This is a genomic window from Micrococcus sp. 63XJN7_8_ISO-PGPR-S23-253 (assembly GCF_056173425.1).
Window position 1 is genome coordinate 296,785 of record NZ_CM149673.1, and the last position, 11,715, is coordinate 308,499.

General features: G+C 69.0%; 9 protein-coding genes. 5 read left to right on the forward strand and 4 right to left on the reverse strand.

Annotation, left to right across the window (positions count from 1 at the left end; genetic code table 11):
* Positions 1-10 precede the first annotated feature (10 nt).
* Positions 11-772, reverse strand: a complete 762-nt coding sequence (locus tag AC0VX4_RS01415; protein ID WP_060775122.1) for an OBAP family protein — start codon at positions 770-772, stop codon at positions 11-13.
* A gap of 90 nt (positions 773-862) precedes the next feature.
* The gene (locus tag AC0VX4_RS01420) at positions 863-2,446 is read right to left on the reverse strand and encodes an alkaline phosphatase D family protein (RefSeq protein ID WP_060775126.1); all 1,584 of its coding nucleotides are present in this window, start codon (positions 2,444-2,446) and stop codon (positions 863-865) included.
* A gap of 236 nt (positions 2,447-2,682) precedes the next feature.
* Here AC0VX4_RS01420 and AC0VX4_RS01425 point away from each other — a divergent pair, with 236 nt between their 5' ends.
* A complete protein-coding gene (locus AC0VX4_RS01425) occupies positions 2,683-2,958 on the forward strand; it encodes a DUF1540 domain-containing protein (RefSeq protein WP_060775121.1) in 276 nt (91 codons plus the stop codon).
* 9 nt (positions 2,959-2,967) lie between these two features.
* Here the strand turns inward: AC0VX4_RS01425 and AC0VX4_RS01430 are convergent, their stop codons facing one another.
* Positions 2,968-3,795 (reverse strand): hypothetical protein, encoded by an 828-nt coding sequence (locus tag AC0VX4_RS01430; protein ID WP_060775120.1) that lies wholly within the window; start codon positions 3,793-3,795, stop codon positions 2,968-2,970.
* Between the two features lie 161 nt (positions 3,796-3,956).
* Positions 3,957-5,681 carry a helix-turn-helix domain-containing protein gene (locus AC0VX4_RS01435; protein ID WP_060775119.1) on the reverse strand — a complete coding sequence of 575 codons (1,725 nt, stop codon included), beginning with the start codon at positions 5,679-5,681 and terminating at the stop codon, positions 3,957-3,959.
* A 122-nt stretch (positions 5,682-5,803) separates the two neighbouring features.
* Here AC0VX4_RS01435 and AC0VX4_RS01440 point away from each other — a divergent pair, with 122 nt between their 5' ends.
* The 4 genes from AC0VX4_RS01440 (at position 5,804) to AC0VX4_RS01455 (ending at position 11,713) form a co-directional block, all read left to right on the forward strand.
* Positions 5,804-6,907 (forward strand): alcohol dehydrogenase catalytic domain-containing protein, encoded by a 1,104-nt coding sequence (locus AC0VX4_RS01440; protein WP_060775118.1) that lies wholly within the window; start codon positions 5,804-5,806, stop codon positions 6,905-6,907.
* Between the two features lie 11 nt (positions 6,908-6,918).
* Complete coding sequence (locus AC0VX4_RS01445; protein WP_060775117.1) at positions 6,919-8,331, forward strand: hypothetical protein; 1,413 nt, start codon at positions 6,919-6,921, stop codon at positions 8,329-8,331.
* 221 nt (positions 8,332-8,552) lie between these two features.
* Complete coding sequence (locus tag AC0VX4_RS01450) at positions 8,553-10,514, forward strand: type I restriction-modification system subunit M (protein WP_060775116.1); 1,962 nt, start codon at positions 8,553-8,555, stop codon at positions 10,512-10,514.
* A 2-nt stretch (positions 10,515-10,516) separates the two neighbouring features.
* Positions 10,517-11,713, forward strand: a complete 1,197-nt coding sequence (locus AC0VX4_RS01455; RefSeq protein WP_060775115.1) for a restriction endonuclease subunit S — start codon at positions 10,517-10,519, stop codon at positions 11,711-11,713.
* The last annotated feature ends 2 nt before the right edge of the window (positions 11,714-11,715 follow it).

Sequence of the window (11,715 nt, forward strand, 5' to 3'; positions counted from 1 at the left end):
GCCGTCGGCCTCAGTCGTCGCGGCCCCGCACCGGGCGCTCCTCGAGCGTGGTCTGCACGACGCGCCCGCGCTCCCAGCTGTTCGCGCCCGGCACCACGTCCGGGACCGGGATGTCCGCGCGGTTGCGTCGCTTGGCCGCGGTGTCCACGCCCACGCGCTCGTCGCGGGCGCGCAGGAGGGCCTCGTCCACCTGGCCGTCGTCGGTGAGGCCCATCATCAGCTGGGGGATGCCGTACGGGAAGTCGTCCCGGTCGTACTGCCAGGTGTGGAACGTCTTGCCGTAGGTGTGGATGAGGTCTTCGAAGTAGCTGTGCTCGGCCAGCTCGGGCACCCCGGGGGCCGTGAGCACACCGGAGCGCACCTCGTGGTGGTGGCTGTGCCACAGGCGCCGCTCCTCCTCGGGGAGGCTGCGGAACCGCTCCTCGCTGATGATGTACTCGATGCCGATCAGCCGTGCGTCCGGCGCGTTGCGGTCGAAGATCACGCACTGGTGCAGGTCGTGGCGCAGGTGGATGCAGAAGTGGCTGGCTTCGACCTGTCGGCCGAGGTCGTCGGCGTAGAAGTGCAGTCCGTTGAGATAGGTGCTCATCGCGCCCATGGGGTACTTCGGCTGGACCAGGCCGGATGCCGCGTCCAGGAGGCGGTGCTTGAGCGGGTGGCCCTTCCCGACGGCGCCCATGAGGGCGATCTTGCGGGCTGCGGTGACAGCGGCCGCGGTGCCCAGTCCGGCGGCGAACCCGAGGGCGGTGGAGGACAGGCGATGGGTGCTCATGGCCTCACGCTAGGAGCGCGGGGCGGACTCGGCCAGGGTGGTGGGGCTGCCGGGGCTGCTCAGGAGGGGGCCCGACGACGGCCCCTCGCCTCAGGCGATCCGGTGGAGCCGATGCTCGCCGTCGCCGACGCCGAAGACCGCGCGCGTGCGCACCGACGAGCCCAGCTCGCTCACGTAGTCGACCACGCGGAAGCGGGCCTCGAGCAGCTGGGCGGAGAGGTCCACGCGGAGGTAGCCGCGCAGGTCGTTGTTGAACTTGATGTGCGGGTTCCACGCGAGCGCCTCCGCGGCGGCGTCCGAGCCGTCGCCGCCCGAGGTGATCGACGTGGTGATGAGCTCGACGCCCACGGACTCCGAGGAGAGGTCGTTGAAGTCCTGCTTGATGTCCGAGGCGAAGGCCTCGTGGATGTCGCCGGTGAGCACCACCGGGTTGCGGACGCCCGCCGCGGTCCACGCGCTGACCACGCGGTCGCGCGAGGCGACGTAGCCGTCCCACGTGTCCATGTCGCCCCACAGGAGCGGACCGGAGGTGCGGTCGTACTGCACGAACGGCACCTGCTGCGTGATGAGATCCCAGCGGGCGACCGAGGTCTCGAAGCCCTCGCGCAGCCACGCCTCCTGCGCCGCGCCCGTGATGGTGCGCCGCGAGTCCCGTGCGTCGGCGTCGACGACCTTCACCAGGTCCAGGTTGGCCTGGTCCGAGCGGTACTGGCGCGTGTCCAGGAGGTGGAACGTGGCGAGGTCGCCCCAGTGGATGCGGCGGTAGAGCTGCATGTCGACGCCGCGGGGCACGGACGACGCACGGAGCGGCATGTTCTCGTAGTACGCCTGGAACGCGGCGGCGCGGCGCGCGAGGAAGTTCGGGTCCCAGACCTCGGGCGTCTCGTCCGCCCAGTTGTTCTCGACCTCGTGGTCGTCGAAGATCACGAGCCACGGGGCGGCGGCGTGCGCGTCCTGCAGGTGCGGGTCCGTCTTGTACTGCGCCATGCGGGCCCGGTACTGGGCGAGGGTGCGGGACTCCCCGTTCCTGTGGGCGCGCGGGACGCCCGAGGAGACCGGGTACCCGTACGGCATGATCTCGTAGTAGTAGTCGCCCAGGTGGACCATGAGGTCGGGACGCTCGGCGGCCATGTGGCCGTAGGCGGTGAAGTAGCCGTGCTCCCAGTTGGCGCACGAGGCGACCGTCATGGTGAGGCGGCCCGGGTTCGAGCCGCGGGCGGGCGCGGTGACCGTGCGGCCGACGCGCGAGAGGTGGCCCAGGGCGCGGAACCGGTAGAAGTACTCGGAACCGGGACGCAGACCGGTGAGCGCCACGTGCACCGCGTAGCCCTGCGTGCGGTCCGTGGTGACGGCGCCCGACCGGACGACCTTGCGGAAGCCCTCGTCCGTGGCCACCTGGTACTCCACCCGGAACGACTTATCCGGCATGCCGCCGAGGCCGTCGAGCGCGAGGGGGTCCACGGCCAGGCGGGTCCACACGACCACGCCGTCGGGCCACGGGTCGCCCGAGGCGACGCCGAGCGTGAACGGCGTGGGGCCGGTGGCCGCGTGGGCGGTGCCCGCCGGCGTGGACAGCAGCGCCGCGGAGGCGACGACGAAGCCCGCCCCGCCGAGGAGGGTGCGGCGGGAGACGGGGTGGGCGGTCGGCTGCGCGGGATCAGTGTGCGAGGTCACCCGTGCAGGGTGGCAGAGACGGGTGACGCGGACGTGACCGGGCGGTGACGGCGAGGTGGGGCGGCCGGCGGGCACGACGTCGGTCCATACGGCACGCGACAATGCGCAAAATTGATTTGCGCTAATCAACTATGGACTAAGGCTCACCCCTCTTGTGCAATTCGCGGGCCGGAGTAATCTCGATTCCAGCAGCACCGTCCCAGCCCGGGGCGGGCCCGAACCGGGAGGATCACGCCATGACCACCGCCGTCCGCACCTGCGCCGCCAGCGCCTGTGCCTTCAATGCCCAGTCGTCCTGCAACGCCCTGGCCATCACCGTCGCCGGCTCCGACCGCACGCCCGGCTGCGGCACCTTCGTCCAGCTGGACGTCCGCCGCCCGGTGACCGAGGGCGCCTCGACCGTCGGTGCGTGCCACCGCCTCGAGTGCACCTACAACGCCGACCTCGCCTGCACCGCCGAGGGCATCGAGGTCACGGACGTGGCCACCTGCGCCACCTACGCGATCGACTGACGCCGCCCCTCAGGGGTGGGTGACGCGCGCCGGGATCGCGTCCAGCAGTCGCCGCCACGCGTGCCGGGGGCTGTGGTCGAGCCGGCCCGCGCCGGGCAGGGCCACATGCACCGCGGTGCTCTCGCCGTCGCGGACGCGGAGCAGGGTCACCCCGGCTTCGTCCGCGTCGAGGGCGTGGGCGGGGGACTCGGCCAGGGGTTCGGTGTCGACCTGCAACGGGGTGCTCTCGCCCGGCAGCAGGCCCAGGGCGACGGCGTCGGCCAGGTCCGCGAGCACCTCGGGGGCGGTGCCCAGCACGTCGTCCGCCAGGTCTGCGAGCTCGGTCTGGTCGATGAGCCCGCGCGACGTGAGCGGCAGGGTGTGGCGGCAGAACACGGCGACGCCGTCGACGTCGTGCAGCAGGATCCGCTGGGTCTCGACGACGCCCACGCGCACCCGCGGGCCGACGTCGGCCACGAGGTCCGCGACGCGACCGCGCAGCCCCAGCTCCGCGACCTCGGCCGAGTCCCGGCACCAGCGCAGGGTGCCGAGCAGATGCACGGACGCCAGGCGGGTGGGGAGCGTGAGGTCCAGGGCGTCGCGCAGGACGTCCACGCGCACGTCCAGAGGCGCGGGCGTGTGGAACGCGCCGAGCGAACCGAGGAGGTTGGGGACGTGGGCGATCACGAGGCGGCCGTCCGCGCTCACGCCGTGGACGGCCGTCGTGAGCGTCTCGCCGGCGCGGAAGGCCGTGACCTCGACGGAGCCCTCGCCGCGGAGCAGCCGCTGGGCCAGCAGCAGGCGACGGGGCGCCACGGGCGGCAGCGGATGGGCGGGGTGCGTGGAGGCGTGGGCCATGGGGGTCCTTCCGGCGGGGGTCCGAAAACCAGTAAGGCACACCTCAGTGAGATACGCAAGGCGAGTGTTGTGTATTTGGCGCGTGTAGAGCGGTGGGGGCGTGTGTCAGGGATCGTGTGCGGATCTGACCCTTCTCGGCGGCCGTGGCCGGGTCAGAAGGGTCAGGTGTGCAGACGATTCCCGAGGCTGGGGGCTGTCACTCCCGGGGCGCCGCCGTCGTCGCGTGCTGCCGAGAGCAGGGCGAGATGGAGGTCGAGCGACCGCGGGGGCGTGTGCCAGTCGGGCCCAAGGACGGCGCCGAGTTGCTCCAGTCGTTGAAGGACCGTGTTGCGGTGGAGGAAGAGCCGACGGGACGTCTCGGCCACGTTCATTCCGGCGTCCAGGTAGGCCAGTGCGGTCTCGCGGAGTGCCGAGGCACGCTGGGGCGGCAGGTCGCGCAACGGCGCCAGCGGGCGGGTCGTCACGTCCTTGCTCGCCTCGCCGGCCCCGGCGAGGACCATGCCCACGGCGCCCACGGTCGACGCGTCCACGGCGTGGAGCCCTCCGGCCACCCGGCTGACGGCGAGGGCGTTCTCCAGCGTGTGGAACGCTCCCGGCAGATCGCGGAAGTGCTCGCCCGGCCCAAGGAAGGCCATCTGCCAGACGGCCTCCGTCGCATGCCGAACTGCCGCCTCCACGCGGGCGGGCACATCCGGGCGGTCACCGACCACGCACCATGTGCCTCCCCGCGGAGCGCTGAGGCGCACTCCTGCGACGGGTGAGAGCACTCGCTCGGCGAACTGGGGTTCGGGTACGGCGGCGAGATCGATGACGACCAAGCTGACCTGTGAGTCCTCGCGCAGGCCGAGCTCGGCGAGCGCCCGACGCCGTCGCACGCTTCCACCGGCGGAATCGTCGACGAGTTCGGCCAGCAGACCGGCGCCCGCCTCGAGCTCGGTGGCGCGCCGCGCGCTGCGGAGCCGTCGTGCGAGCAGGAGGTGCTGCGCGGTCCTGAGCAGGGCCCTCTCCTCGGCAGGGTCGAGGGCGCGACGGACGGCGAGCCAGTCGCTCGCGTCCCGATCTGCGGGAACGAGCGTCCAGGTGCAGCCGTCCGGCGCCACGACCTCGTGGGCCACGCCCGCGGTGTGACGCGAGGGGAGGGCGGGGGCGGGCCGCAGCGGCGACGTCGGACGTTCGGGGGAGAGGAGTTCCACCTCCACCCCCAGGTGCTCGGCGGCCCGATTGAGCACGGCCGTCTCATTGGGCTCTTCCAGAAGGGACTGGCATTGGCGCGAGGAGAGCTCATCCAGGCGAGTGAGCTCACGCAGGGACTGGCGTTCGTGATCCCGGTCTGCGTCCGCGCGCCCCACGGCGTTGAGTGCCTCCGTGTAGCGATGTGCGTTCTGGATCGCGATGGCGGCATGTTTGGCGAGTGACTCGACGATGGTCACCTCGGAGTGGGTGAACCTCCGGGCGCGACGTTCGGCGACCATCAGGGCGCCGAGCGGTCGGCCGTCGACGACGAGGGGTGAGCCCATGATCGCGTGGACGCCCTCGGCCTGCACCGCGTGGTCCACCTGGGGGATGTGGGTGATCGTCGGGTCGTTGGAGTAGTCGAGGCTCTGGAAGGGTGCCAGACCCTCCGCCACCTTCCCGAGCACTCCCGTGCCGATGGGCATGCGGATCGTCCGGTACGCGTGGGTCACGACGCCCTCAGCCCGGCGGATGTACGTCTCACCTGCTGCGTGGTCATTGAGGCTGAGATAGGCCATGTCTGTTCCGACGAGGGCCCGAGTGCGCCGAACGATGGACGCCAGGACGGATTCGGTGTCGGCCAGTTCCGCGAGGTCGGCAGCCGTGTCGAGCAGGGCTCGGAGGAGGCGGTGGTCGAGGGTGTCAGTGGTCACTCTGCCCACTTTATTCGGTGAGAGATGGACTGGATGTCTGTAGCGCTGAACAAGGAGCGCTGGTGGGATGGGACGAGGCCCTGAGGCCTACATCACACATCCCCGTCGTGGAAGGCGCTCACATGCAGATCCGTGGAGCTGTTCTCGAGGAGATCGGCCGGCAGAGGCCGTACGCCTCGTCCCGTCCCCTCACCATCTCGGACCTGGAGCTCCATCCCCCGGGCGCAGGCGAGATCCTCGTCCGCATGGAGGCCTCGGGCGTGTGCCATTCGGATCTGTCCGTGGTGAACGGTCATCGCGTGCGGCCCGTCCCCATGCTGCTCGGCCACGAGGCCGCCGGGATCGTCGAGGAGCTCGGTGAGGGTGTCGACGACGTGGAGGTCGGCCAGCGGGTCGTCATGACGTTCCTGCCTCGATGCGGCGAATGCGATGCGTGCAAGACCGACGGTCGCCTGCCCTGCATCCCCGGCACGGAGGCGAACAACGCCGGCGTCCTCCTGGGCGGCGGGATCCGACTCCACCGCGACGGCGACGAGGTGTTCCACCACCTGGGCGTCTCCGGATTCGCGACCCACGCGGTCGTGAATCGGAAGTCCGTGGTGCCCGTCGGCTCTGACGTGCCGGCCGCCGTCGCTGCGGTCCTGGGATGTGCCGTGCTGACCGGCGGCGGCGCCCTGCTCAACGCCGCGGCCCCGGAGGAGGGGGACTCCATCGCGATCGTCGGCCTCGGCGGCGTGGGGGTCGCCTGCCTTCTGACGGCGGTGGCGAGCGGTGTGCAGGAGATCATCGCGGTGGACATGTCCGAGGAGAAGCGGGAGCTCGCCCTCAGCTATGGCGCGCATGCCGCCTACTCACCCGAAGAGATGGCGGAGCGCGGCATCAAGACCACCCACGCCGTCGAGTGCGCCGGCCATCCGGCGGCCTTCACAACGGCGTTCAACGCGACGGCGCCGGGCGGCCGGACCGTCACGGCAGGGCTTCCCTCGCCGGAGCAGACGGCGGAGATCTCACCGCTCACCATCACGGGTGAGGCCCGCACGATCATCGGCTCGTACCTGGGCACCTCTGTGCCCGCTCGCGACATCCCGCGATACGAGCAGATGTGGCGTGAAGGTCGGCTGCCCGTGGAGAAGCTCGTCTCCGCGACCATGCGGCTCGACGACATCAACGAAGCGATGGACCAGCTGGCCGATGGCCGTGCGGTCCGTCAGATCATCGAATACTGAAGGCCACGGACATGACGACTACTGCGCATCACTCGCTGGACGATGAGGGCATCGGGGAAGTCCCCCCGCACTGGAAGGCAGGGCCCTTCCAGATCCGCCTGCCGTTCGTGCACTACCGCTTCGAGTGGCCGGACTACGTCCAGGGCCTCCTGATGTGCGCCGTGGACCTCGCGGCCATCCCTCTGATGGTCGAACTGCTCGGTATGCCGTTCGAGGTGGCCCTCGCCGTCGTGGTGTTCAACGGCCTCCTGTACCTCACCCATCACCTCCTCGGTGACCCGGTGGTTCCCGGGTGGATCACCCCGGCGATCCCGCTGGTCATGGCCTACTGCTCAGCGTTCCCTGAGGGGGAGGAGCGCGTGCATGCACTCATCGCGTTCCAGTTCATGCTGGGCGTCTTCTCCATCACGTTGGGTGCGACGGGACTCGCCTCCAAGGTGGTCTCGCTGATCCCCTCCGCCATCAAGGCGGGCGTCCTGGTGGGTGCGGGAATCGCCGCCGTCCAGTCCCTCTTCGTCGCCGGAGGGCGTTTCGAGACCTTCCCGGTCACCATCACGATCGCGGTGGGGATCGCCTTCCTCCTGCTCTTCTCCAGCCGGTTCGCCGCGATGCGGACCAAGAACCCGATGTGGCGCACGATCGGCAACCTGGGCATCCTCCCGGTGATCCTCCTGGCCGTGGTCATCGCACCCCTGGCCGGTGAAGCGCCGTGGCCGACCATCGAGTGGGGGTTCAACACCCCGGACTTCGCGGGCCTCTTCGCCGGGTACACGATCTTCGGCATCGGCCTCCCGCCGGCCTCGATGTTCCTCACCGCGCTGCCCACCGTCCTCGCGACCTACATCGTCGTGTTCGGCGACGTCCTCCAGGCCCGGGCGATCCTCAAGGAGGCCGACCAGATCCGCACGGATGAGGCGGTCGTGTACAACCCGGACCGTGCACACCTGATCTTCGGCGGCCGCAACACCATCATGTCCATGATCGGTCCGGACGTGGCCATGTGCGGTCCGCTCTGGTCTGCCATGCACGTCGTGATCGTGGAGCGCTACAAGGAAGGCCGCAAGGCCATGAAGTCGATCTTCGGCGGGGCAGGGTCGTTCCGGTGGGGGACGAACACCGGGCTCCTGCTGCTGCCGATCGTGACGCTGGTGCAGCCGGTGCTCGGGGTGGCTCTGGCCCTGACCCTGCTCATCCAGGGATTCGTGTCCGTGAGGGTCGGCATCATGGAGGCCCGCAGCGTCAAGGATCTCGGAATCGCGGGAGTCACCGCTGCGGTGCTGGCGTCCAACGGTGCCGCATGGGGCCTGGCGACGGGCGTCATCCTCTGCCTCGTGGTCTACGGCCGGGACTTCTTCCGCGGTGAGCCGGATGCCACCTTCGGGGCCATGCTCCGCGTGCAGGAGGGCCAGGCCGCCGAGAGCTGATCTCTCACGGGCCGCAACCGTCGACCGGGGCCTCGGGATGCATCGTTCAGTGCGATGCAGACCGGGGCCTCGGTGCGTGAGTCTGGCCGCCGGAGGGCCCGCGCAGCGAACTGCGACGGAGTGGGGATCGACCGTGCCGGGCGTGAGCCGAGGCCTGGGTTGTCGCCGTGCCAGAATGAGGCCGACTACCACACCGCCGTGCTCCGAAAGGCTCTGCCACCATGCCCTCTCCCCAGAACCTCTCGAACTTCGTGTGGGGGATCGCGGACCAGCTCCGGGGCGTGTTCAAGCCGAACCAGTACGGCACGCTCGTCCTTCCGCTCACCATCCTGCGCCGCATGGAGGCGGTCATGGCCCCGCACCGGGAGTTCTTCGCGGAGCTGGCGGCCAAGGGGCAGCCGGACTTCGTCCTGGACAACCTGGTCGAGTCCCGCACGGGCCTGACGTTCTACAACCTCAGCCCCTTCACCCTGGACCGCACCCTGCAGGAGCCGGACCTGCTCCGCACGAACCTGCTGGCCTACGTGGACGGGTTCTCCCAGAACGTGGCGGACCTGTTCACCTATTACGAGTTCGACAAGACGGTCGCCAAGCTGGACGAGCACGACCGCCTCTTCCTGGTCCTGCAGCAGTTCGCCTCCATCGACCTCTCCCCGGACACCGTCTCCAACGCGGAGATGGGCACCCTCTTCGAGGACCTGATCCGCCGCTTCGCTGCCGCCTCCAACGAGACGGCGGGCGAGCACTTCACCCCGCGCGACGCGGTGAAGCTCCTCGTGGACCTGCTCACGGCCAACGACGACGACGTCCTCACCGGGTACCCGGTCCGCACCGTCTATGACCCCACGGCCGGCACCGGCGGCATGCTCTCCCTGTTGGACGAGCGCCTGCGCCGCATGAACCCGAACGCGGAGGTCCGCCTGTTCGGGCAGGAGCTCAACGATCAGTCCTATGCGATCTGCAAGTCCGAGCTGCTCGGCAAGGGCCAGGACGCGGACGGCATCGCCCGCGGGGACACCCTGAAGAACGACGCCCACCTGACCGAGCGCTTCGACTACGTCCTCTCCAACCCGCCCTACGGCGGCGACTGGAAGGCCTCCCGCACCGCGGTGGAGAAGGAGATCGCCGCCGGCGGCGCCACAAACCGCTTCCCGGGCGGCACCCCCGCCATCAGCGACGGGCAGATGCTGTTCCTCCAGCTCGTGGCCTCGAAGCTCCGCCCGGTCTCGGAGGGTGGAGGCCGGGCCGGCATCGTCCTCAACGGCTCCCCGCTGTTCACGGGCGGGGCCGGCTCGGGCCCGTCCGAGATCCGCCGCTGGCTGCTGGAGTCTGACCTGGTGGACGTGATCGTCGCGCTGCCCACGGACATGTTCTACAACACTGGCATCGCCACCTATGTGTGGGTGCTGGACAACAACAAGCCGGCAGACCGCCGCGGCAGGGTCCAGCTGATCGACGCCCGCACGTTCTTCACCAAGCTGCCTCGCAACGTGGGCTCGAAGAACAAGAAGTTGTCCAAGGAGGACCGCCAGCGTGTACTGGACATCTACCGGGACTTCGATGCCCAGTCCGAGGCCTACGCCGAGTTCTCCAAGATCCTCACCGCGCAGGACTTCGGCTACCGGGAGATCACTGTGGAGCGCCCGCTGCAGCTGCGCTTCGAGGTGGAGGATGCCACCATCGCGGCGGCGCTCGCCACCAAGCCGGTGGACAAGCTTCCCGACGACGGCCGCTCGGCTCTCGAGGCCGCCCTCGCCTCCCTGCGTGGCCGGGCCTGGGACCACCAGCCCACCTTCGTGCTAGACCTGAAGAGGGCGTTGAAGGAGCACGGCGTGACCGCCGGCGCTCCACTGGTGAAGGCCTTGACCGGGGCGATTGGCGTGCACGATCCCGAGGCTGAGGTGGTGACGAACAAGAAGGGCGAGCCGGAGCCGGACACCTCGCTGCGGGACACCGAGCTGGTGCCCTTCGGCCGGGACATTCACGAGTACTTCGAGGCTGAGGTGGCCCCGCACGTGCCTGGCGCCTGGATCGACGAGTCCAAGACGAAGATCGGCTACGAGATCCCCTTCACCCGACTCTTCTACACGTACGTGCCACCACGCCCGCTCGAGGAGATCGACGCCGAGCTCAAGCAGCTCACCGCCGAGATCATCGAGTTGCTGAGCGAGGTGGAGCGGTGAGCATGCAGCTACGCCGCGTCGCTCAAGTTAATCCACCTGTTCCCGAGTTGCGCGGCTTGGGGGACGATGAGGTCACCTTCCTGCCCCTCGAAGCGGTCTGGCCGGACGGTCGGCGCCGGTACGAGTTCACCAAACCGGCCAACACGGCCGGATACACCGTCTTGCGTCGTGGCGACGTGGTGATGCCCAAGATCACTCCGACGTTCGAGGCTGGCCGCGTGTTCGTGGCTGATGACCTGCCGACAGTGGCAGGACTCGCCACGACTGAGGTGCATGTGCTCCGGCCTCGTGGAATCGAACCCAGGTATCTTGCCTACTTCCTTCGAACGCAGCCGGTCCTCAGTGAGGGAGAGACCGTCCTGCAGGGAGTGGGGAATCTGCGCCGAGTAACTGCTGAGTGGGTGTCTACTCTGTCGATCCCCGTGGACAACGAATCAGACCAGGCACGGATCGCGGATTACCTCGACCGCGAGACCGCCACGATCGACGCCCTCATCGCGAAGCAGGTCGAGCTAATGAACCGGTTGCGCGAACGGCGTCAGGCAGTCATCGACCGAGCATTCGTCTCCATCTCGGAGATAGTCATTCTTCGGCGGCACCTGGTTCTCAATGACTCGGGCGCGTGGGGTGAAGATCCGACGGGTGCGGACGATGTGGCAGTACTCCGTTCGACGGAACAGACGGTAGATGGGTACTGGGCTATTGGCGATCCTGCATTGCGTAACTTGTCCCAGACCGAGCGGCAGAATACCCGGCTCCGGGAGGGAGACCTCATCGTGACGAAGACGAGCGGGTCGTTCAAGCATGTTGGAAAGACGACCCTGGTGGACAATGAAGTTGCCGAGGGTGGCTACGGGTTCGGGAACTTCATGCAGAGACTACGTCTGCGGCCCACGATGATTCCGAAGTTCTTGTGGTGGTTCATGCGGACAGATCAAGCCCGTAGCTGGATTAATCTGGTCGCGACCACATCTACTGGTCTCATGAACCTCAATGGCTCGGTCCTTGGCCGGATGGAGGTTCCGCTGCCTAGCTTGGTTGAGCAGCGCGTGATCGTCGACCACCTCGACCACGAGACCGCAAAGATCGACGCGCTCATCGCCAAGGCCGAACGCTTCATCGAGCTCGCCCAGGAGCGCCGGGCCGCGCTGATCACTGCCGCCGTCACCGGCCAGATCGAGATCCCCACGGAGGACTGACC

Excerpts from the sequence above, each read along its gene's own strand:
- AC0VX4_RS01430 (WP_060775120.1), bottom strand. The coding sequence starts at position 3,795 with ATGGCCCACGCCTCCACGCACCCCGCCCATCCGCTGCCGCCCGTGGCG.
- AC0VX4_RS01445 (WP_060775117.1), top strand. The coding sequence starts at position 6,919 with ATGACGACTACTGCGCATCACTCGCTGGACGATGAGGGCATCGGGGAA.
- AC0VX4_RS01415 (WP_060775122.1), bottom strand. The coding sequence starts at position 772 with ATGAGCACCCATCGCCTGTCCTCCACCGCCCTCGGGTTCGCCGCCGGA.
- AC0VX4_RS01425 (WP_060775121.1), top strand. The coding sequence starts at position 2,683 with ATGACCACCGCCGTCCGCACCTGCGCCGCCAGCGCCTGTGCCTTCAAT.
- AC0VX4_RS01440 (WP_060775118.1), top strand. The coding sequence starts at position 5,804 with ATGCAGATCCGTGGAGCTGTTCTCGAGGAGATCGGCCGGCAGAGGCCG.
- AC0VX4_RS01450 (WP_060775116.1), top strand. The coding sequence starts at position 8,553 with ATGCCCTCTCCCCAGAACCTCTCGAACTTCGTGTGGGGGATCGCGGAC.
- AC0VX4_RS01455 (WP_060775115.1), top strand. The coding sequence starts at position 10,517 with ATGCAGCTACGCCGCGTCGCTCAAGTTAATCCACCTGTTCCCGAGTTG.